Genomic DNA, 21,776 nt, shown 5'->3' on the forward strand with positions numbered 1-21,776 from the left:
TGTTGTTGTCAAAGGACGATGCAAAAGTATAACGCCGTGTCGGGGCCGGATAGAGGAGATTCGCCCAAACTGAAAATTCGGGAGTAGTACGTACCAGTACGTAGTTTTACGCAGGTCGCTGGGTCGGTTCTGACAAAAAAAGTGCCCCGCAGATCGGCCGATCTGCGGGGCACTTTGCACAAAATAGTAAGCTACACGCCTAATTCCAGCGTAGAGAGTACGTTGTTCATGTTCCGGACAGCATCGGCCGATTTGTTGAAAGCCGCCTGCTCGTCTTCGTTTAGTTGGTAATCGACGATTGACTCCCAGCCGTTTTTGCCAATCACAACCGGTACACCCAGGCAGATATCCGATTGACCATATTCGCCTTCGAGATACACGCAGCAGGGGAAAATGTGCTTTTGATCGCGAACGATGCTTTCTACCAGCAGGGCCGTAGCCGCTCCCGGTGCATACCAGGCCGACGTACCGATCAGGCCGGTCAGCGTAGCACCACCTACCATTGTGTCGGCGGCTACCTTTTTCAGCGTGTCGGCATCAAGGAACTGGCTGACAGGGACACCATTGCGCGTAGCCAGGCGCGTCAGCGGGATCATGGTTGTGTCGCCATGACCGCCAATCACCGTACCATGGATATCGTTGGGCGGGCAGTTTAAGGCAAAAGAAAGGTACGTCTTGAACCGGGCCGAATCCAGAATGCCTCCCATACCGATAACACGGTTTTTCGGCAGTCCCAGCGACTTCAGGGTCAGGTACGTCATGGTGTCCATCGGGTTCGACACAATGATCAGAATCGCGTCGGGCGAGTGCTGAAGGATGTTCTGCGCGACGCCCTTCACGATGTTGGCATTGGTGCCAATCAGTTCCTCGCGGGTCATGCCGGGCTTACGCGGCAAGCCCGATGTAATAACGACCACATCTGAACCGGCCGTTTTTTCGTAGTTATTGGTAGAACCTGTGAGTTTGGTATCGAAGCCAAGCAGTGTTGCCGTCTGAAACATATCGAGGCTCTTGCCTTCACTAAGGCCTTCTTTGATATCCAGCAGCACCACTTCTTCGGCTAGTTCCCGGCGGGCAATGTTGTCGGCGGTCGTTGCACCGACAGCACCGGCCCCTACTACGGTTATTTTCATACAGTGTTCGGAATTAAAGGGTTAAAACCGGCGGTAAAAATACACGTACCATACCGGACAAACCAACAGAACGCCGTATAAACTTCCGGGCCTGTTGCTGGTTTAATGAAATATTGTGGCGTTTTTTTTGTTATACCTTCGCCACGACGGCAGTCATCTGCTGGTAGTAACCAACCGATGATTTTGACTTTTCACACTATGGCTAAACAACGATTACTGACGCGTGTATTGACGTCCATCTTTTTTAAACGAGCGAACATTGGTGCGGTACGGTATGCCCGCAACAGCACCCGAATTTTTGCCCTTATCCGTGAAGCATTGAATAAAAGTGGTGGCCTGTCGGGAAAAAATATCACAGCTTTCCGCGAGCAGATTTCCCTGTTGGCCCGTATGCTGCGTGCGTATGCTTCGGGTGAATATAAGCAGTTGCCGTGGAAATCGCTGGTGAGTATAATAGCGGTACTTTTATACTTTTTAAATCCGATTGATATCCTCCCGGACATTCTGCCGATTGTGGGTATTGTTGATGACATTGCCCTTGTAGGGTGGCTATTTACGGCGGTCAGCGGTGATATTGACCGCTTTCGGCAGTGGGAGCAAGGCGTGACGACCCCGGCAGAGGAAGCACCCCGACCCGCCCGAAACACGACACAAACCATTAAGATCGGGTAATATTCATCCTGTTTTAATGGATTGTTAAGAAGGAGTTTACTAACTTTGCATACATTCAAATCCGAAAATAATCATGGTTTTTGCAAGCATTTTCGCAATTATGGGTTTGGGCGGTCAGGAGATGTTACTGATCTTCCTGGCGCTGTTACTGTTCTTCGGCGCCAAGAAGTTGCCAGAACTGGCTCGGGGCCTGGGTAAAGGTATCCGCGAATTTAAGGATGCCACCAAGGATGTCCGCGACAACATCGAGGACGGCCTTAAGGAAACGAAGTAATTTAGTTGTTCATAGACAGACAACGGAGTGGTGCCGGACTGGACCCATTCGGTTGTCTGTTTTTGTATTACTGAACCATTGGGTGCAACTTTGGCATCCTGTTGTTAAACTACCTTCCGCTTGACCCGCTACCAACGCTACGCTACTGTTCGAGCCGATCTTCTCGCCGGAGCTATCAGCTGCCGCCAGTTGGTGGAGCAGTACCTCACCCGCATTGATGAACACCGCCACCTGAACGTTTTTACCGAAGTGTACGCTGAGGAAGCCCGTCGGCAGGCCGATGCTGTTGATCAGAAACTGGCAAACGGCTTGGCCGGCAAACTGGCGGGAATGGTCATTGGTCTCAAGGACGTATTGAGCTACGCGGGGCATGGCCTGCGGGCGGGTAGTAACATGCTGGATGGATTTACCGCTCAGTTCACCGCCACCGCCGTGCAGCGATTGCTGGACGAAGACGCGATCATTATTGGCCGGCAGAACTGCGATGAATTCGCGATGGGGTCGTCGAACGAAAACTCAGCCTTTGGGCCGGTCCGGAATGCGGCTGACCCGGAACGGGTTCCGGGCGGATCGAGTGGCGGCTCGGCCGTTGCAGTGCAGGCCGGTCTCTGTCTGGCCAGCATCGGTTCCGATACGGGTGGTTCGGTTCGTCAGCCGGCAGCCTTTTGCGGGGTAGTCGGGCTCAAGCCAACTTACGGCCGTATCAGCCGCTGGGGACTCATCGCCTACGCATCGTCATTCGACTGCGTTGGTCCCATCACCCATACCCCCGACGATGCGGCCCTGCTGCTGGAAGTCATGGCCGGCCCCGATGCGTTCGACAGTACCGTATCGAGCCGTCCTGTGGAGGCTTATTCACAAACCCAGCTGCCCAGCCGACCGCTGCGGGTCGGTTATCTGCGCGAGGGCGTTGACAGTGATGGCGTCGACGAAAGTATACGTGCCGCTACGCAGCGAACCATAGACCAGCTCCGGGCTGCCGGCCACGAAGTAGAGCCGGTCGATTTCTCGTTACTCAATTATCTGCTGCCAACGTATTATATTCTTACAACGGCCGAAGCGTCGTCGAATCTTTCCCGTTTTGATGGCGTTCGCTACGGTTATCGAGCGGTTACCTCAGTTTCTGACTTAGTATCGTTATACAAGAAAAGTCGCACAGAGGGCTTCGGCCCCGAAGTGCGTCGGCGTATACTGCTGGGTACGTTTGCCCTCAGCGCCAGCTATTACGATGCCTACTATACGAAAGCCCAGCAGGTTCGTCGGTTGATTCGACAGGAAACGGAGCGGGTTTTTAACCAATACGATTTTTTAATTTCGCCCACGACGCCTACCCCGGCGTTTCGGCTGGGCGAAAAGGCCGATGATCCGTTACAGATGTATCTGGCCGATATTTTTACTGTACAGGCCAACGTGGTCGGTTATCCCGCCATTTCGGTTCCGAACGGTACGGATGCGGCCGGTCTGCCGATTGGTCTGCAAATTATGGCTCCTCCCTTCGCTGAGGGGGCACTGGTAGCCTTTGCCAGAAGTCTGGTTTGACGTTGAAAGGTTGTGCTGCATCGCCAGACGATTTGGTTGGGGTGTAGGCACGACGAACCGGAAACGACAAACGCTATAATCGTAACGTACACCTAACCATAAACAAATGCAACACATGAACCGTAGCCTGCTGATTGGAGGGCTGTTGAGTGTGGCGCTGGGGCTAGTTTCGGTTGCCCACGCCCAGACTACGATTCTAACCGGGACGCCTGGCCAGAAGGCGGACTCGGCGAGTGTCATAAAGGCCGATACCGTGGCCTACGTACCGACTGTTCCGGACAGTCTCATTATGGAGCGGCTTGCCAGGTTGCAGAAAACAATTCCGCTGCCCTATCACCAGACGGTTCATGCGTATGTTGATTATTTCACGTTCCGCAAGCCGAGTTTTACACGTACCATGCTGGAGCGGATGCCGATGTTCTTTCCGCTCTACGAACGCCTGCTGGCCCAATACGGACTACCCGATGAATTGAAATACCTGTCTATAGTGGAGTCGGCGCTGAATCCACGGGCCATCTCGCACGCGGGAGCCGGCGGTCTCTGGCAGATTATGCCCGGCACCGGACGTGACCTGCGGCTGTATCAGGACGATTACGTCGATGAGCGTATGGACCCCGTTAAAGCCACCGAAGCGGCCTGCAAATACCTGCGCGACCTCTATAACATCTTCGGCGACTGGCATCTGGCCCTGGCGGCTTACAACAGCGGTCCCGGCAAAGTAAAACGGGCGATGCGTCGGTCGGGGGGCGATTCGTTCTGGACCGTGTTCGACCAGCTGCCCAAGGAAACCCGGGCTTATGTGCCGCAGTTCATCGCTCAGATTTACATGATGAACCACGCCAACGAACACGGGATCATCGCCGAAAACTATGAGCGCCCAATCCCCCACGACACCATCCAGATTCACGGCTATTTCAATCTGGAAACGTTCGCCAAGCACAGTCAGATAGCGCTGGAAGACTTAAAAAAAATGAATCCGGCCGTTACGACCACCATTCTGCCTGAATACACCCGAGGCTATCCATTGCGCATACCGCGGGCGAATTATGGGTACTTTACGTCACGTCGGCGGGCCATCATGGATTCCGCGAGTCGGATACCCGTAGCCATGGCTCACGTACTGCTGGCGTCGGCAGAAGACATTCAATACAATGACTCGCTGGGCAAGCTGTATGCGCAGCGGGATGTGTCGCCCCTGGCGAATCTGATGCTGGAAGAACTGGCCGAGGAAACGGAGTCTGTTAATAAAGCTGCCGGGAAAGCATCGGCCCTGGCGGCCAATGAAGAGCCCGAAGCAGATGACATTGAAACGGTGGTGCTGAAGAAGCCCCGGAAGCAGACGCATACGGTTAAGCGTGGGGAGAGTTTATTCCGGTTGGCCGACCGGTACAACGTAGAAGTGTATGACCTGAAGCAATGGAACCACCTGCGGTCCAACGCCATCAAGCCGGGGCAAAAGCTGATAGTTCTGAAAGAAGCTGCCGAAACGCGCTCTGAACAACTGGCCGAACAAGGCACACCCAAAGGGCAGAAGAAAGCTGCGGTGGCAGCCAGTGCAAAGCGGTATAAACCGCGGTATCACCGGGTTCAGGCGGGCGATACGTTGTGGAACATCTCCCAGCGGTACGGCGGAATTTCTATCGATAAGCTGAAAAAACTGAACCACATCCGGGGCAATTCACTCCGGCCCGGTCAGAAACTGATAGTAGGATAAACCTACTGATTAACCCACGATTTTCGCAGAAAAGTCGTGGGTTTTTTGTATATTTACCAGATTGACAGCTAATTAAACGACTATTGGATTAGCCGTTATCCGGGCTTGGCAGTCCTGTCTTTAGCTCATTTTACAAACCATTTTCTGAACGCGTTACGCAGAATTAATGATTGCCTATTTAGACGGTACGCTGGCTTATAAAGAAGCAACGCACGCCATCATCGATGTGCAGGGGGTTGGCTATTCAGTGCATATTTCCCTTCAAACATACGCTACGCTGCCGGGTGGGGGCGATCGCGTAAAATTGTTTATTCACCACCACTTTCGCGAAGATGCGCAGACACTGTTTGCTTTTGCATCGGCGGATGAAAAATCGCTTTTTCTGGATCTGATCGGTGTATCAGGAGTGGGCCCGAATACCGCGCTGGGCATGCTGTCGGCCATGCAGCCGGCTGATTTGAGGCTGGCTATCCTGGGCGAAAACGTCAGGGCTGTGCAGGCGATCAAAGGCATTGGTGCCAAAACAGCGCAGCGCATTATTCTCGAATTGCGGGATAAGATGAAGAAATCAGGCGTTGTGCCTGATGGACCGACGTACCGGCAACAGGCTGCTGCCAATCCGGTGCGGGAAGAAGCACTGGCCGCGCTGGTTGCCCTGGGCTTTCCGAAGCCGACCGCCGAGAAGAGTGTGGACGACATTCTGAGGACCGACGCTGGCCTGTCGGTGGAAGAGGTCATTCGTCAGGCGCTACGATAAAGAGAACCGGCTCCCTCATTAACCGCTTGATGAGGGAGTTTTTGTAGGGCTATTTTGAGCATTCGCAGGCACTGCATTCCTCCAGCGTATTAAACGGTACAACCCCGTTACAACCACCCCACACGAACTCCTTGCAGCGATTTTCGTTTTTGTCGTAATAAAATTTAATGAAAAGCGCTTTGCAGGGCCCAGTTTCTGGTTCCAACTCGCAGCGCTCAGGTTTGGCACAGTCGCTCTGGCAGTTTTGCAGCACCAGCAGCAAGCCAGACAGGTAGATGAAACGGCTCGGCTTCTTCATACCAACAAGACCCATCGGGCTGGAAAACAGTTGTATGATGCGCTGGTTATGAGATTACTCCTATCACTTTCACTGGTCTTCGCCCTTGTTACAGGCTACGTACGCCAGCATTCAGAGGCAATACAGCCCAGACCACATCTGGAAGTACGTTCCGACAAACCCCGCGTTATCATTCTGACCGATATCAGCAGCCTTGACCAGAAGCAGGGTGAACCAGACGATAGTCAGTCGCTGATCCGGCTGATGCTGTACACGAATGATCTCGACGTAGAAGGGCTGGTCGCTTCGTCGAACCTGCGCCATGGGCAGCTCGTCCGGCCGGAACTGATTCAACGGATAGTTGCTGCCTACGGACAGGTTCATCGCAACCTACTGAACCATAGCCCGGCTTATCCGCCCGCTGATCAGTTAAGCCGACTCATCAAGGCGGGACAGCCCCTTGCCGGGCCGGGCCAGCCGCTGGAAACCAGTGTGGGCGCAGGCAAGGATACCGAAGCATCGGACTGGCTTATTCAGGTGGTTGATCGGGCTGACCCGCGACCAGTCTGGGTGTGCATCTGGGGTGGCTCGGCCGATTTGGCACAGGCCTTGTGGAAAGTCAGGCAAACCCGGTCTGCTGATGCGGTTAACGCGTTTGTGGCAAAACTACGCGTACACGCTATTTACGACCAGGACCAGACAGGCGTCTGGATTCGTGAACAGTTTCCCAATCTGTTCTATATCCTGCGCAACCACGGAATTCGGGGAATGTACCGGGGAGGGGATCGAACGCTGCTGGATTCGGTCTGGGTAGCCGAAAACATACAGCAGGGGCACGGACCGCTGGGAGCGCTTTACGTGAATTACCGCGGGGGCGACATCTGGAGCCGTCAGCTCGGACCGGTTAAAGGGGTAAAGGAAGGCGATACGCCGTCGTTTCTGGGACTGCTGTCCAATGGGCTCAACGTATGGAAGCAGCCAGAAGCAGGCGGCTGGGGTGGGCGTTTCAGACGAAAGCAAGCCAATCAGTACGTTGAAGCAATTGATTCGGTGGGGCAGTTTGCCGATGATCCTGATCCGCGCATGGCGGCTGTATACCGCTGGCGGGAAGCCTGGCAGCATGATTTTCAGGCGCGGCTCGACTGGTGTACGAAGTTTTACCTTAACGCCAATCACCCACCCATAGCGATGATCCGGGACGTTGAGCAGTTGATGCAACCGGAACTGAACATACGGGCTGGAACATCGCTCACCCTGAATGGAGAAGCATCCCACGATCCGGACGGCGACCGGTTAAGGTTCCGCTGGCTGGCTTATCCAAATCCGGGGGCTGACTTTCCAGAGCCGCTTTCTGAGCAGGCTAATCTAAGCATTCAGATTCCGACCGCGTGGAAAGGGCGTCGGGTGCCGGTTGTCCTTGAAGTGACGGATACAGGAAGCCCTAACTTGACCAGTTACAGGCGCTTATTGATCGTGGTACGGTAGGATTTTACGGTCGTAACGATTATTTAACTTAAGCGTAACAAAGTTTAAGAAACAGATAATCAGTACGTACGGACGAATGAGAAACTGTTCGTAATGAAATCGGAAAATAGTTAAGCGCCCGTTTCGTTAGTGTTCTATAAAAGATGTAGGTTTTTCGTAGTTTTACGATTCGTCAAGATTGACCGGGCTGCGGAGATGCACAAATCGTGAACGTTTAAAAAATATACTGCGCTATTAGACTATTGGCCCGATATTGGCCGTTTGTAGATAGGACTTAACCGTCAGAGTACCACTATTGAACCTGAAAGTACCCCCTAATGGTGAACCCTTACCTTGTTCACAAATACATACTCAACTATCTGCGCTTAACCACGTTGATCAATCCCATTCCGGGGCTTAACGTGTGGCTGATACCGGTAGTATGGCTATTGCTAGGCCCTGGTTTGTCCCTTGCGCAGGACCAGCCCCGGCGAAATGCAGGCCGACGCCAGCAGGCCGCAGCCGATTCGGCGCGGGCAGAGGCTCGTCGGCGGGCAGCGTTTCGTGCCGATTCAATCAAGCAGGCTATTCAGGAGCGCAACGACAGCATTCGAGCCGCTCGTAGCGCTAACCGTCGGCCAACCGTAAACTGGCCCGACCGTCGGTCAACCCGTTTTTCGGAGCGGCCGTCGAAGTCGCCTTATATCTTACGCGACCCCAAAGGCGTTTCTACCGACTTTCAGTTTGACCCCACCGGTCGTATCGATGTTACCGAACGCGTTCGGTCGGGTGTATCCTTATCTGGAGCGCCCCTGCCCAACACAGTACAGGGCCGTTCGAATGATTTAACAACACCACCCGCGGCCGCAACACCGACGACTACACCCCCTGGAACGCTTTCGCCCGGTATTCCGGTTGGCGGGGCCTTACCGCCCTCCAACTACGGGTTACCGTACCGTCCGGCCGAAACCATTCCATTTTCTACCTATAACCAGTTACAGAACCAACGTGTTCAACAAAATTTATGGCGGGAGTACGGTGCCCGTCGGGATGGGCAGAGTTCGGTGACGGGGCGGGGGCTGGTTCCCAAGCTCGAACTACCACCGGTGATCGACCGGCTGTTTGGCGGAGGGGGCGTCAATTTTAAACCAAACGGCTTCGTTACCCTCGATTTCGGGTACCTGTACCAGTTTATTGATAACCCGGTCATTCCCGTACGTCAGCGTCGGAACGGTAACTTCCTGTTTAATGAACAGATCAGTATCAATTTCAACGGTCAGGTTGGCGAACGGCTGGGCGTACTGGCCAATTTCGATACCAAAGCTGCGTTCAATTTTGAGAACGCGCTGAAACTGAACTACCGGCCCGCCGGCGGGTTGCCGTCGATCGGGTCAAATGGCATCGGCGGGTTGCCGTCTAATCCCCTCAATAACGTACAGAACCCGTTGCAGAACGGCCTGCCGACACCAACTGTGCCGGGGCAGTTTCAGCCGCAGAACGAGAGCATCATTCAGGGGCTGGAAGCGGGTAACATCAGCTGGGCCGTGCCAAGTCAGCTGATTCCGGGTGTTCAGAACCTGTTCGGGGTAAAAACCCAGCTCCGGTTTGGCAAACTGCGGGCTACGGTCGTTGCGTCGCAGCAACGGTCGCGGAAGAGTGAAATTGTGCTGCGGGGCGGTACGTCGAACCGGCCGTTTGAAATCCGGGCCGATCAGTACGACGAGAACCGGCACTTCTTCCTGTCGCAGTTTTTCCGGAGTCGCTACGAGCAATCGCTGCGGTCGTTGCCGCAGGTTACGTCGGGCGTGAACGTTACGCGGATCGAGGTTTACGTAACCAACCGGACCAACACCACCGAATCGCTGCGGAATATTGTCGGTTTTCAGGATTTGGGCGAGGGGGCACCGTACAGCGCCAACAACCCGAATTTACAGCCGATCAACCGCAGCTCGCCCGCCGATAACCGGGCCAATGGTCTGTTTGGTCGCCTGACGTCCAATCCACAGAATCCGTTCCGGCAGGTAGACCAAGCCAATGAGGTTCTGACCAGTACGTACAATCTGCAAAAGACTGTTGATTTTGAACTGTTGCGGGGCGCAAAACGGCTGACCGAACGGGAGTTCAAACTCCAGCCCGATCTGGGGTATATCTCGCTCGTGACGCCCCTGCGCAACGACGAGATTCTGGCCGTTGCCTATGAATATACGTACCAGGGGCGTCGCTACAAAGTGGGCGAGCTAACCGAGGATTACCAGAGCCGGGAACCCAGAGAGGTGCTGGTGCTGAAGCTGCTGAAGTCATCGACGATCCGCAACAATCTCCAGTTGCCGATGTGGAACCTGATGATGAAAAACATCTACTCGCTCAATACGGCCCAGATCGCGCGGCAGGGATTCCAGCTTCGGATTGTGTATAAGGACGACCTGACGGGTATCGACAACCCCAACCTCCAGGAGGGTACACAGCTTCAGAACCGGCCGCTGGTGCAGGTGTTTGGCATGGACCGGCTCAATCAGCAGTTGGACGCTCAGCCCGACGGTAATTTTGATTTTGTCGAGAACTATACTGTCGACAGCCGCTACGGAAAAATTATCTTCCCCGTCCTGGAGCCGTTTGGATCGTATCTGGAGCGGCAATTCCTGCCGGGAGAGGAAGCGCTGCGGGCAAAATACGTCTTCAATGAACTGTATCGAACCACCCTGGCCGATGCGCAGCAGATTGCTGATAAAAACAAGTTTTTCCTGAGGGGCGCGTATCAGTCGGGCAACGGCGCGGAAGTACAGCTTCCCTACGGCGTCAATGAACAATCGGTGCAGGTAACGGCCGGGGGGGTACCGCTGGTTGCCGGGCAGGACTACGTGCTCGAAGGACAGACCGGGCGGCTGCGGATTATAAACGAGAGCGTAACGAACTCGGGCCGCGAGATTCGGATCAGCTTCGAGCAGCCTGACCTGTTCCAGAACCAGATCCGGACGCTGCTGGGTACGCGCCTGGACTACAGCCTGAGCCCCGACGTGAACCTGGGAGTGACGGCGATGCGGATGCGGGAAACGCCCGCGGGCTTCCTGACGCGCGTGGCCATTGGTAACGAACCGGTCAACAATACCATCCTCGGATTCGATGCGAACATCCGCAAGGAGTCGCGGGCACTGACCCGACTGCTGGACGCCATGCCGCTGATCCAGACGAAAGAGTTATCGACGATTCAGTTCCAGGGCGAAGTGGCGCAACTGTTTCCGGGCGTAAATCCCCGGGTAAACAATGATGCGTTTATCGACGACTTTGAAGCCGCCCGTACCATCTACGACCTTACGCGTCAGCCGACTCGCTGGCGGCTGGGTGCTACGCCACAGCAGTTCCCGCAGGGGTCGTTCAGCAACCCGCTTGAATACGCTTACAACCGGGCGCGGATTTCAGTGTACTCCGTCGACCCGACTATTTACGGAACTACCGGCCTGCGAACCGTATCGACCGGTATCGATCCGGAACAACTGAACGCGTTTGCCTACGAGCGGTACTTCCTGCCGACCGATTTGTTCAAAGGGCGGTCGGCGCGGGTGGTGCAGTTGCCGGAGAGCATTCTCGACGTATCGTACTTCCCGAGCGAACGGGGGATGTATAACTACAATCCGAACCTGACGACCGATGGCCAGCTGCCTAACCCGCGGCAGAATTTCGGGTCGGTTACGCGGGCGGTGGCGTCGGACATCGACTTCGATAACGCCAACGTCGAAAACATTACGTTCTGGCTGATGGACCCCTTCGTACAGGGTGAGTCGGGGGTAGTACGGGGTAGTCCGGATGATTCGAAGAACACGAACAATACAACGGGTGGTAAGCTGATTTTCAACCTTGGCGATATTTCGGAGGATGTCATCAAAGACGGCCGCTACCAGTTTGAGAACGGTTTCCCGGCCAATGGGGATACGACCGGTACAAACCGGCAACTGGGTACGGAGCGGACCGCCTGGGGGCGTGCTCCCTTGCAGCAGTTTGTGACCAATGCGTTCCAGAGCGGTGGCCGCGAAAACCAGGACATTGGTCTGGACGGTCTGAAGAACGCAGACGAGCAAACCTTCTTCCGCGACTACCTGAATACGCTCCGGACTCGGGGTGTTACGGGCGAAGCCCTCAACGAGATTGAGAACGACCCGTCTAACGATGATTTCCGGTTCTATCTTGGCGAACAGGCGGATCAGCAGAAGTACGTTGTGGCCCGGTATAAACGGTTTATGGGGATGGAAAACAACTCCCCCGAAGTCACCGATCCGAATAACCTGCTGACGCCGGCATCATCAACCCTGCCGGATATTGAAGATCTCAATATCGATAACACCATCAACGACAACGAAGCGTACTACGAGTACGAAGTCGACCTGCGGCCCGGTCGGCTAGACGTTGGACAGGGATACATCGTTGATAAAATCGTTACGCAGCCACAGGGCCTGCCACAACCCGTTACGTGGTACCAGTTCCGGATACCGGTGCGGGAGTTCCTGCGCAAAGTGGGTAACATCAACGGTTTCAAGTCGATCCGCTTTGTCCGGATGTACCTGACTGACTTCCAGCAGCCGGTGGTGCTGCGGTTTGCGCAGTTGCAGATGGAAGCCAACCAGTACCGTAAATACACCGGCGATCTGAACCAGCGGGGTTTGCAGGAGGTACCGGAGCCCTACGACGCCAACTTTACGGTATCGACGGTAAATATTGAAGAAAACGGCGATCAGGCCGGGGTTACAACCGGCGATAAATACATCTATACCGTACCGCCGGGCTACCGGCGCGACCGGGACTACACGCAGGTAAACCAGGTTGAACTGAACGAGCAGTCGATGCGGATGAGCGTAACAAACCTGCGCGACGGCGACTCCCGGGCGGCTTTCCGTAACACCAACTTCGATCTTCAGTTCCGCGAGCGGCTGAAAATGTTCATCCACATGCACAACGACCAGAACGAAAGTGGTCAGGTATCGGCGTTCGTGCGGATTGGAACCGACTTTACGGATAACTATTACGAAGTAGAAATTCCGAATCTGACGGCAACCCCGAGCGGGATCACCGGAAGCTTTGACGATGAGTTATTCCGTCAACAGGTCTGGCCCGTTGAAAACGAACTGGACATAGCGCTCGAAGACTTCATTAACCTTAAGCTCAGACGCAATCAGGAGTTAACCCGCCGAACGTCGCTGCCGTTCAGTGGCCGTTCTTCGGATCCGGCGGGGAAGTACATCATTACAGTGGTGGGGAACCCTGACCTGAGTTCGGTGCAGACGGTAATGATCGGGGTTCGAAACCCGAGAATTCAGGGGGATGGAGAGCGACCCAAAAGCTTTACCATCTGGGTGAACGAGCTACGGGCCAACGGATTCGACCAGCAGGGAGGTATGGCCGCAATCGGCTCGGTAAACGCTAAACTGGCCGACGTAGCGACCGTGACGGCTTCAGGCCGGATTTCAACCTTCGGCTTCGGTGGCGTGCAGACCCGAATCGGTGACCGAACCAAGGAAACAACCAGCGAGTTTGGCATTTCGTCGGCTATTGCGGTGGATAAATTCCTGCCGGAGCGGTGGGGCTTCCGGATTCCACTCTACGTTAACTACGACAACCGGAGGGTCGACCCGCACTTTAACCCGCTCGATCCGGATACGGAACTCGACAAGTCACTGTCCATCATCGAGAACGTGGACGAACGGCTGGCTTACCGCCGACTGGTGCAGGATAACTCAACGCGCCGGGGCTACAACTTCTCGAATGTCCGGAAGATAAAAACGAACCCGAATGCGAAGACGCACTTCTGGGATTTTGAAAACTTTGCCTTTACCTACGCGTTCAACGACGCCAGACGGACTAATATCCTGACCGATGAGTACCTGCAGCGGCAGTACCGGGGCGGAATTTCGTACACGTACAGTAGTCAGCCGAAAGCGTTTGAACCATTCCGGAACCGGCAGTCGTTCGATGCACCGTACCTGCGCTGGCTGAAAGACTTCAACCTGACGCTGCTGCCTACGCTGGTTTCCATCCGGACCGATATGGACCGCAGCTTCGTTAAAACGCAGTTGCGTAACTCGGACCTGACTACAGAAGGCATCATACCGCAATTTGAAAAATACTTCCTGTTCAACCGGTACTACGACCTGACCTGGAACCTGACGCGCAACCTCGTGGTGACGTACCGGGGCGTAGCGAACTCAATCATCGACGAACCGGCCGGTGATATCAATTCCGAAGCCAAACGGGATTCGATTCTGCAAAGCATCCGGCGGTTTGGCCGGGTCAAAAACTTTGTGCAGGACATTCGCGCTACGTACCGTCTGCCGCTGGACAAGATTCCGCTGCTCGACTGGATGGCGGCTGATGCGATTTACGGCATTGGTTATCAGTTCCAGGCCAATTCATTTGGGATCGCCGACTCAACGGGGGTTCCATTCGGCAACATTGTCCGGAATAACCGTGAGCGGGGAATCACGGGACGGGTCGATTTGATTCGGCTGTACAACAAGATTGCGGCCCTGCGGTGGGCCAATACGCCGTCGCCGGTGCGGAAGAATTTTGCCCGGAACCCAGGCGATATTGAAGAGATTCAGCGGAGTGAAAGCAAACTGCTGAAGAGTTTCACCCGGACTTTGCTGACGGTGCGGGGAATTAACTTCTCGTATACCGTTCAGGAGTCGACGATTCTGCCCGGCTTCCTGCCGACACCATCGTTCTTCGGCTTGTCGAGGGATAATGCACCGGGGCTGGGCTTTGTGCTGGGTAGCCAGAACCGAACCATCCACTACCGGGCTGCCGAGCGGGGCTGGCTGTCGCCGAGTATCGTGCAGAACACCGCGTTCCAGCAAACAGTCTCGAAGAACTTCAACGCCCGGACTACCCTGGAGCCATTCCGGGATTTCCGGATGCAGGTGGAATGGCGCTTGACCCGTACGGATGCGTACCAGGAATATTACCGGCCACGGGTTGAAGGCGGTCCGTTCGAAACGCAGACGCCGGTGCGTAACGGCCAGTTCAATATGTCATTCTGGTCGTTCCGGACCGCGTTCATCGGCCTGCGCCGGGATAACTCGTCGCCGATCTTCGACCGGTTTGAGGAGTATCGTGAATATTTCATCGACCGGCTGACGCAGGCTAATCCCGAAAAGCTCGCTCAATACGATAAAAACTCACAGGACGTACTGATTCCGTCGTTCTTTGCGGCCTACAGCGGTCAGCCCAAGGAGAAAGCGCAGTTGTCGCCGTTCTACAACTTCCCGCTGCCAAACTGGCGCGTCGATTACAACGGCCTGTCGGGGCTGCCGTTCATCCGGAAGCAGTTCAGTGCGTTTACGCTGACCCACAGCTACACGTCAAACTACAGTGTCGGCAATTTCGTGTCGAACCTGGAGTACGGGGCGCTGTACGTGAATCTGGCCGTATCGGGGTATCCGCTGGCTGCGTATGCCAACAGCCAGGGGCAGTTTGTGCCGGTGTTTGCGATGAGTACGATTACTATGTCGGAGAAGTTTGCGCCGATGCTGGGGGTACAGTTCCAGACCCGGAACCGGATCAGCGGCCGGCTGGAATACAACCAGAGCCGCGACGTAGCGCTGAACCTGTCGAACGCGCAGGTAGCCGAACTGACCAACAAAGACCTGACGGCTTCACTGGGCTTTACGCGCAATAATTTCCGGCTGCCGTTCCGCATTAACGGCGCCTACAAGCGGTTAAAAAATGACCTTACGTTCTCGTGCAGCCTGACGTTCCGCGATACGCGGGCTATCCAGCGGAAACTCGACAACGAGTTCACCATCACGGCCGGTAACGTAAACTTCCAGTTGCGGCCGCAGGTCAGCTACATCGTGAGCCGCCGTCTGAACCTGAATTTCTACTTCGACCGGACGTTCAACGATCCGCTGGTGTCAAACTCGTTCCGCCGGGCCACTACGGCCGGTGGTATACAGGTCAAGTTTAATCTGGCCGAATAGTTTAACATTGAATTAGTTGCTTTAAAATCAAGGTTTTGAACGGTAATACGGTTACTGATGTTTTTGCTACTGGTGAGCTGATTTAGAACATTGAAAAATTAATTACGCGGCTATGGACAATGCAACTATGACACCCGAGCAACAGGCCCGTCGCGAACGCGCATTAGCTTTTGCAAGGGAGCTAATGCGAATCAAGCGGGAGGGGCAGGAAGAGATACGAAATGATTATAAAAACCCTGAGGTCAGGGAGGTGATTGATCGTCTGAGAAAACGCAATGCCCAACAGAGAAGCTCCCGCTTATGAATTTGAAGCGTTGGGTGGTTCGAATAACGTGTATGCGTTTGTATCAATCAACGATGTTGGCTACGAAGTTCGGTTTAAACCCAGTGGTTATTTACTTCCTGACCCGGTACTAAGTGATTATGTTTACGAGATGGTCATTGATCTCGTTTATAACCCCTTTACCCCTGAATTGCCGCCGGTTGATGAGCGAATCTCTACTACGATAGCATTAATCGTTCATGATTTCTTTCAAGTTCGGGAGCGAGGAATGATTTATATATGTGATGATTCGGATTCTCGCGCCTACGCTCGTAAGCGACTGTTTGATCGCTGGTATAATCAACATATCAAGGTAGGAGCCCGTTTCACCCGCTACGAGTTTCCGATTGAAATTGACGATGATGGAACGGTATACTTTGCTGCCTTAATCTGCAGGTTAGACAATCCATATCAGGTTGAGATGTATATGGCTTTTAGGCGCTTAGCTTTAGGCGAAAAATAAAAGAATTAAGGCATTCTAGCCGGATCTTTTACGGCCGGTGGTATACAGGTCAAGTTTAATCTGGCCGAGTAAAGCAATCCGATCAATAACAAACTACAGCCCTGATAAGCCATTGCTCGTCGGGGCTGTCTTGTTTAATCAGAAACACTCGTACCTTACATAAGCAACGTAGTGTTTTCTGCTCACGCAGTACAGTAAGCGGGTTGCGAACGGGTCATTAACCACACAAACAGCGAGAGCCATGCGGTTAGAAGAGGAACTGATTATCATACAGTTTGGACAGGGAGCACTGTCGGAGGAAGAACTGCTTCATCAGTTTGCTCAACTGGATGAGGCTGGTCAAGGGCTACGTTTCAATGAGTTACTGCACCTGTTGGAGCAGCTGGAACCGGCGGTTGATGAAGAGACAACTACTGAGCCGGAAGCGCCCCACACCGTAATTAAAAGCTTCAGCAACAGGAACAGATTTATTCGACGTATTAACGTACAGGACAACACGCTGCATGAATCATACAAGTTGCTGCTGGCTCAGTTCAAACGGGATTTTCAACGACAGTACGCTATTGAGAACGAAAATCCATCTTCCTGGTGGTATTGGGACTTCTCGAAACGTGACGTTGTAGACCGGTTATTGGCAGGCTACCGGGCGGTGGTGAACGAGGTGTACTCTAATCTTAGCTTTCGCGGGGAGTTTACCAGCATCGCTAAACTCTTACATGACGACCGGATGGCGAAAAAAGCGTTGGCAGAGGCACCTGAACCAGAAGGTCACCATCAATATCATTTCGCTTCGTACGACGAAGTAATCGAGAAATCCATTAAAAGCTACGGCTATGCATTCAACCGGCCGGTCTGGCTGCTGTCGAATTCGTTACGGAAAGCATTGGTCAAGCAGTACGGGCTGGATTTTGATCGTGCCAACAAGGTGCTCTGGGATGTCGTTGACCAGCACTTACGGGAAAAATACAACGACGAGCTCCTGTTCTCGATTCATTAACTTCAGATCCAAGCCGCTTACACCTGACGAGGAGAATTGTGCACCAGGGCTAACTTTTCGGCCCCGGATGGGTTTCATTTGCTGACCATACATTCAGACCATGAACTACAACTTCCTCGGGAACACCGGCGTACTGGTGTCCGAACTCTGCCTGGGCACGATGACCTTCGGCGGCAACGGTTTCTGGCAGGCCATCGGCGAACTGCAACAGGAAGCCGTCAACGACATTCTTAAAACGGCCGTTGAGCAAGGTATCAACTTCATCGATACGGCCAACGTCTACTCCTTCGGACAATCGGAAACGCTGCTGGGACAGGCTATCAAAGACCTCGGCCTACAGCGCGACGAACTTGTTATTGCTACCAAGGTACGCGGCCGCATGGGCGACGGCAAGAATCAGGTCGGTCTGGGGCGGCTGCAAATCATGCAGCAACTGGAGGGTAGCCTGAAACGCCTGCAACTCGACTACGTTGATCTGTACCAGATTCACGGGTTTGACCCGGTTACGCCCCTCGAAGAAACCATGCGGGGTCTGGAAGACGTAGTACGGAGGGGCAAGGTACGTTACATCGGCTGCAGCAATCTGGCGGCCTGGCAGGTCATGAAAGCCAACGGCATTGCCGAAAAGCAGGGCTGGGGCAAGTTTGTCTCCACCCAGAACTATTATTCCATCGCCGGTCGCGACCTCGAAAACGAAATTGTGCCGATGGTGCAGGATCAGCAGATGGCCATTCTGCCCTGGAGTCCGCTGGCGGGCGGGTTCCTGTCGGGCAAATACACCCGCGACAATAAGCCCAGTGATGGTTCGCGCCGGCTGAACTTCGATTTTCCGCCCGTTGATCAGGAATACGCTTACGATATAATCGACGTTATGAAGCGTATTGGCGACGAGCACGGGGTATCGGTGGCGCAGGTGGCTCTGGCCTGGGTGCTGAAGAAACCGGGCGTTACGAGCGTCATCATCGGGGCTAAAAACAATGACCAACTGACCGACAACATCAAGGCCACTGAACTGGAGCTGACCGACGAACAAATGGCCGAGCTGGACCAGGTCAGCGCCAGACCGAAGCCGTATCCGCAGTGGATGATCGAGCGGCAGGGCAACGACCGCATCAGCGGCAGCAACTGGTCGCCCAACCGCAGCGCCGTATCGCAGAAGTAGAGCCGGCGATTGGGGTTGCTTACTTGTCGGCTGCATTTGCAAATCAGCCCCCGGCTACCGTATTTTGCGGAACAAACCAGAACGATACGAATGAATTTCCCCGCTGAACTGAGTTATACGCAGGACCACGAGTGGATTCGGATAGAGGAGGACGGCACGGCCGTGGTAGGCATCACGGATTTCGCGCAGCAGGAACTGGGCGACATTGTTTTTATCGATGTAACGACGGTTGGCGAGTCACTTGGCAAAGGTGATGTGTTCGGCTCCGTGGAGGCCGTAAAAACCGTAAACGATCTGTTCCTGCCCATCGAGGGCGAGGTGCTGGAAATCAACGCGGAGATTGAAAAATCGCCCGAGTTGGTCAACAGTGATCCATACGGCCGCGGCTGGCTGATCCGGGTAAAACCTGCCGACGCGAGCCAGACCGACGACTTGCTGACTGCCGACGCGTACAAAGAATTAGTTGGTGCCTGATGGCCCATAACCGATTGTCCAAAGGCTCCGCGTGGCTCATTGCCCGTGGGGCTTTTTTTTAACCTATGCAACTACTCATTCGCGCTGCGCACATTGTTGATGCGGCTTCGTCGGTCGACGGGCAGGTTTGTGATGTGCTGATCGAAAACGGGCTCATTCAGCAGATCGGTGCGGACATTACCGCCCCCGACAACGCCCGGATTATTGAAGAGGCTAATCTGCACGTATCGCCGGGTTGGGTCGATCTGCGGGCACTGGCTCAGGATCCCGGATTCGAACACAAAGAAGACATTACGAGCGTTTGCCGGGCAGCCGCGGCCGGGGGCTTTACCGACATTGCCCTGTTGCCGAATACCCAGCCCGTGGTCGATACGAAAGGCACCCTGGGCTACGTCCGGCGCATGGCCGAAGGGCAGCCCGTTACGGTTCATGTCATAGCCGCCATCACGAAAAAAGCAGCCGGTGAGGATTTTACCGAAATGATCGATCTGCATCATGGCGGAGCGGTTGCGTTTTCGGATGGGCTGCACCCGCTTCAGAACCCGGATCTGCTGCTGAAAACCCTTCAGTATCTGCAACCCATCGGCGGTTTGCTGATGAACCGGCCGGAAGAGCAGTTGCTGACACGCTTCGGCCAGATGCACGAAGGCGTACAGAGCACATTGCTGGGTATGAAAGGCATGCCGGCCATTGCCGAAGAACTGATTATTGAGCGCGATCTGCGGCTACTGGCGTATGTTCTGGAAGATGCAGGGGCACTGGCTTCCGGGTCACCCCTGCCGTCCCCGCCCTCCCTGCATTTCTCCACCATTTCGTCGGCCCGCTCGGTTGAGCTGATTCGGCAGGCCAAGCAGCGTGGGCTGCCCGTTAGCTGCGACGTAGCGGCTCATCAGCTCGTGTTTGATGATTCGGCGCTGGCCGGCTTCGATACGAACCTGAAAGTGAATCCACCGTTTCGGTCGGCCGACGACGTAGCGGCTCTGTGGCAGGGCCTCGCCGACGGAACCATCGACGCCATTGTGTCGGATCATACGCCCCAGGATGCCGAGAGCAAAAATCTGGAGTTTGATCTGGCCGAGTTCGGCGTAACCGGTCTGGAAACGTTGTTTGGTGCGGTCATCACCCACAACACCGAACTGTCGCTGGGGCAGATTATTGAAAAACTGACGATCCGGGCGCGCCAGATTCTACGGCTGCCAACCGTCAGCATCGCGGAAGGACAACCCGCCAGCCTGACGCTGTTCGACCCGGCGAAACAGTGGACCTTCGACCGGTCGTTATCTAAATCAAAGAATTCGCCGTTTCTGGGCCAGACGCTGACCGGTCGTGCGATCGGAACGGTGCATCTGGGCCAGTTTCACCACGTCGTATGAAGCAAATCATCGCTTATCTTAACCAACCGCTGCTGAAACTCCCGCTCCTGTTCGGGTTGCTGACGGGCGTGCTTTGTTTCGGGTATTTTCTGGCGCTCTATGCGGTAGACATACCCCCGCTGGGCAACATCCGGTCGCTGGATTTTGGTATCCACATCATCCTGATGGTAGCGGCCGTCTGGTACTACCGCCGGACAGTCGGCAATGGGTTGCTGCATTTGTGGGAGGGCATCAGCATCTGCTACGTGCTCAACACCATGGCGGCTCTCGTAACGGGCTGGCTGATCTATCTGTTCATCACGTTCGTTGATCCGGGCGTTTTTGCCGAATACGTAGCGAACTCAAAGAAACTGCTGCTGGAAGGAAAACCGCAGATTGTCGAAAAACTGGGCCAGGCCACCTTTGATGAACAGTGGAAGCAGGTGAACAGCATGGAGCCGGGGGTGCTGCTGCCCGACGAACTGACCAAGAAAACAATTCTGGCGGTATTGCCGGTACTTATAATTTCCCTTATCTTCCGCAAGCAGGACTACAGTGTGCTGCGGTAAACCAACTTCTTTTAACCTAATCACTTAGTTCGATGGATGAAAAAACATCTACCGCTCGTGTTGCTTTAAAGTGGGGGCTGATTATCGGCGTAGGTACGATACTCTATTCAACCCTGCTATTCGTCCTTAACTTAACGACGAACCGTGGCCTGAGCGTGCTGGGTTACGGCATCTTCATTGCCGGTCTGGTGCTGGCGATGCGCGAATTCCGCACGGCTAATGGCGGCTACATGACCTATGGCGAAGGCGTTGGGCTGGGTGCCCTGGCGTCGGCTATTGCCGGGGTGCTGTCGTCGGCCTACAGCATTCTCTACATGACAGTGATTGACACCGGCTTTCGGGAGCGCCTGATGGAGCAGACGCGTGAACAGCTGGAAGAACAGGGCCAGTTGACCGACGAGCAGATTGATCAGGCCATTGAAATGGGGCAGTCGTTTCAGAGCCCGGGCCTGCTGTTTGTGTTTGGAATTTTCGGATCGATACTGATCGGCGTCGTGCTGTCGTTAATTATCGCGGCCATTATGCGCCGGAACAAGGCAAATCCGTTTGAATAAAAAGTTTGTGGTTTGCAGGTTGTAGTTTGACGGTCGACGGGGCCGTAAAGCGGCAAGCCACAAACGTCAAACTACAAACTGCAAACCAA

At 54.5% G+C, this 21,776-nt stretch carries 16 protein-coding genes; 14 read left to right on the forward strand and 2 right to left on the reverse strand.

Annotated elements, in window-relative coordinates; all coding sequences use genetic code 11:
- Nucleotides 1–191: 191 nt before the first annotated feature.
- Nucleotides 192–1,133: a malate dehydrogenase gene (gene mdh / locus DYU11_RS16595; RefSeq protein WP_119668808.1), complete on the reverse strand. Its 942-nt coding sequence runs from the start codon at nt 1,131–1,133 to the stop codon at nt 192–194.
- 198 nt (nt 1,134–1,331) lie between these two features.
- Here mdh and DYU11_RS16600 point away from each other — a divergent pair, with 198 nt between their 5' ends.
- The 5 genes from DYU11_RS16600 to ruvA all read left to right on the forward strand — a co-directional run bounded on the left by DYU11_RS16600 (nt 1,332) and on the right by ruvA (nt 6,089).
- Nucleotides 1,332–1,805 (forward strand): YkvA family protein, encoded by a 474-nt coding sequence (locus tag DYU11_RS16600; RefSeq protein ID WP_229365873.1) that lies wholly within the window; start codon nt 1,332–1,334, stop codon nt 1,803–1,805.
- Between the two features lie 73 nt (nt 1,806–1,878).
- Nucleotides 1,879–2,079: a Sec-independent protein translocase subunit TatA/TatB gene (locus DYU11_RS16605; protein WP_119668810.1), complete on the forward strand. Its 201-nt coding sequence runs from the start codon at nt 1,879–1,881 to the stop codon at nt 2,077–2,079.
- Nucleotides 2,080–2,199: 120 nt separating this feature from the next.
- Nucleotides 2,200–3,618 carry an Asp-tRNA(Asn)/Glu-tRNA(Gln) amidotransferase subunit GatA gene (gene gatA / locus DYU11_RS16610; protein ID WP_119668811.1) on the forward strand — a complete coding sequence of 473 codons (1,419 nt, stop codon included), beginning with the start codon at nt 2,200–2,202 and terminating at the stop codon, nt 3,616–3,618.
- Between the two features lie 106 nt (nt 3,619–3,724).
- Entirely contained in the window at nt 3,725–5,332 is a 1,608-nt protein-coding gene (locus DYU11_RS16615; protein ID WP_119668812.1) for a lytic transglycosylase domain-containing protein, read from the forward strand.
- Between the two features lie 166 nt (nt 5,333–5,498).
- The gene (gene ruvA / locus DYU11_RS16620) at nt 5,499–6,089 is read left to right on the forward strand and encodes a Holliday junction branch migration protein RuvA (RefSeq protein ID WP_119668813.1); all 591 of its coding nucleotides are present in this window, start codon (nt 5,499–5,501) and stop codon (nt 6,087–6,089) included.
- 49 nt (nt 6,090–6,138) lie between these two features.
- Here the strand turns inward: ruvA and DYU11_RS16625 are convergent, their stop codons facing one another.
- The gene (locus tag DYU11_RS16625; RefSeq protein WP_310589479.1) at nt 6,139–6,402 is read right to left on the reverse strand and encodes a BPTI/Kunitz-type proteinase inhibitor domain-containing protein; all 264 of its coding nucleotides are present in this window, start codon (nt 6,400–6,402) and stop codon (nt 6,139–6,141) included.
- A gap of 33 nt (nt 6,403–6,435) precedes the next feature.
- Between DYU11_RS16625 and DYU11_RS16630 the strand changes: the two genes are divergently transcribed.
- The 9 genes from DYU11_RS16630 to DYU11_RS16670 all read left to right on the forward strand — a co-directional run bounded on the left by DYU11_RS16630 (nt 6,436) and on the right by DYU11_RS16670 (nt 21,687).
- A complete protein-coding gene (locus DYU11_RS16630) occupies nt 6,436–7,851 on the forward strand; it encodes a nucleoside hydrolase-like domain-containing protein (RefSeq protein ID WP_119668814.1) in 1,416 nt (471 codons plus the stop codon).
- A gap of 317 nt (nt 7,852–8,168) precedes the next feature.
- The gene (gene sov, locus DYU11_RS16635; RefSeq protein ID WP_119668815.1) at nt 8,169–15,794 is read left to right on the forward strand and encodes a T9SS outer membrane translocon Sov/SprA; all 7,626 of its coding nucleotides are present in this window, start codon (nt 8,169–8,171) and stop codon (nt 15,792–15,794) included.
- Nucleotides 15,795–16,069: 275 nt separating this feature from the next.
- Nucleotides 16,070–16,579 carry a DUF6169 family protein gene (locus DYU11_RS16640; RefSeq protein ID WP_119668816.1) on the forward strand — a complete coding sequence of 170 codons (510 nt, stop codon included), beginning with the start codon at nt 16,070–16,072 and terminating at the stop codon, nt 16,577–16,579.
- A 241-nt stretch (nt 16,580–16,820) separates the two neighbouring features.
- The gene (locus tag DYU11_RS16645; protein ID WP_119668817.1) at nt 16,821–17,576 is read left to right on the forward strand and encodes a DUF5958 family protein; all 756 of its coding nucleotides are present in this window, start codon (nt 16,821–16,823) and stop codon (nt 17,574–17,576) included.
- Nucleotides 17,577–17,676: 100 nt separating this feature from the next.
- Nucleotides 17,677–18,738 (forward strand): aldo/keto reductase, encoded by a 1,062-nt coding sequence (locus tag DYU11_RS16650; protein WP_119668818.1) that lies wholly within the window; start codon nt 17,677–17,679, stop codon nt 18,736–18,738.
- Between the two features lie 90 nt (nt 18,739–18,828).
- Entirely contained in the window at nt 18,829–19,212 is a 384-nt protein-coding gene (gcvH, locus tag DYU11_RS16655) for a glycine cleavage system protein GcvH (protein ID WP_119668819.1), read from the forward strand.
- 65 nt (nt 19,213–19,277) lie between these two features.
- The gene (locus DYU11_RS16660; protein WP_119668820.1) at nt 19,278–20,585 is read left to right on the forward strand and encodes a dihydroorotase; all 1,308 of its coding nucleotides are present in this window, start codon (nt 19,278–19,280) and stop codon (nt 20,583–20,585) included.
- A complete protein-coding gene (locus DYU11_RS16665) occupies nt 20,582–21,133 on the forward strand; it encodes a DUF4199 domain-containing protein (protein ID WP_119668821.1) in 552 nt (183 codons plus the stop codon). The genes DYU11_RS16660 and DYU11_RS16665 overlap by 4 nt, the downstream gene beginning before the upstream one ends.
- A 32-nt stretch (nt 21,134–21,165) precedes the next feature.
- Nucleotides 21,166–21,687 carry a DUF4199 domain-containing protein gene (locus DYU11_RS16670; protein WP_119668822.1) on the forward strand — a complete coding sequence of 174 codons (522 nt, stop codon included), beginning with the start codon at nt 21,166–21,168 and terminating at the stop codon, nt 21,685–21,687.
- Nucleotides 21,688–21,776 lie beyond the last annotated feature (89 nt).

The sequence above is a fragment of the Fibrisoma montanum genome, from assembly GCF_003583365.1.
Lineage (GTDB): Bacteria > Bacteroidota > Bacteroidia > Cytophagales > Spirosomataceae > Fibrisoma > Fibrisoma montanum.

Coding starts and splice junctions, on each gene's coding strand:
- mdh (WP_119668808.1), bottom strand. CDS start 1,133: ATGAAAATAACCGTAGTAGGGGCCGGTGCTGTCGGTGCAACGACCGCC.
- DYU11_RS16600 (WP_229365873.1), top strand. CDS start 1,332: ATGGCTAAACAACGATTACTGACGCGTGTATTGACGTCCATCTTTTTT.
- DYU11_RS16605 (WP_119668810.1), top strand. CDS start 1,879: ATGGTTTTTGCAAGCATTTTCGCAATTATGGGTTTGGGCGGTCAGGAG.
- DYU11_RS16615 (WP_119668812.1), top strand. CDS start 3,725: ATGCAACACATGAACCGTAGCCTGCTGATTGGAGGGCTGTTGAGTGTG.
- ruvA (WP_119668813.1), top strand. CDS start 5,499: ATGATTGCCTATTTAGACGGTACGCTGGCTTATAAAGAAGCAACGCAC.
- DYU11_RS16625 (WP_310589479.1), bottom strand. CDS start 6,402: ATGGGTCTTGTTGGTATGAAGAAGCCGAGCCGTTTCATCTACCTGTCT.
- DYU11_RS16630 (WP_119668814.1), top strand. CDS start 6,436: ATGAGATTACTCCTATCACTTTCACTGGTCTTCGCCCTTGTTACAGGC.
- sov (WP_119668815.1), top strand. CDS start 8,169: ATGGTGAACCCTTACCTTGTTCACAAATACATACTCAACTATCTGCGC.
- DYU11_RS16640 (WP_119668816.1), top strand. CDS start 16,070: ATGCCCAACAGAGAAGCTCCCGCTTATGAATTTGAAGCGTTGGGTGGT.
- DYU11_RS16645 (WP_119668817.1), top strand. CDS start 16,821: ATGCGGTTAGAAGAGGAACTGATTATCATACAGTTTGGACAGGGAGCA.
- DYU11_RS16650 (WP_119668818.1), top strand. CDS start 17,677: ATGAACTACAACTTCCTCGGGAACACCGGCGTACTGGTGTCCGAACTC.
- gcvH (WP_119668819.1), top strand. CDS start 18,829: ATGAATTTCCCCGCTGAACTGAGTTATACGCAGGACCACGAGTGGATT.
- DYU11_RS16660 (WP_119668820.1), top strand. CDS start 19,278: ATGCAACTACTCATTCGCGCTGCGCACATTGTTGATGCGGCTTCGTCG.
- DYU11_RS16665 (WP_119668821.1), top strand. CDS start 20,582: ATGAAGCAAATCATCGCTTATCTTAACCAACCGCTGCTGAAACTCCCG.
- DYU11_RS16670 (WP_119668822.1), top strand. CDS start 21,166: ATGGATGAAAAAACATCTACCGCTCGTGTTGCTTTAAAGTGGGGGCTG.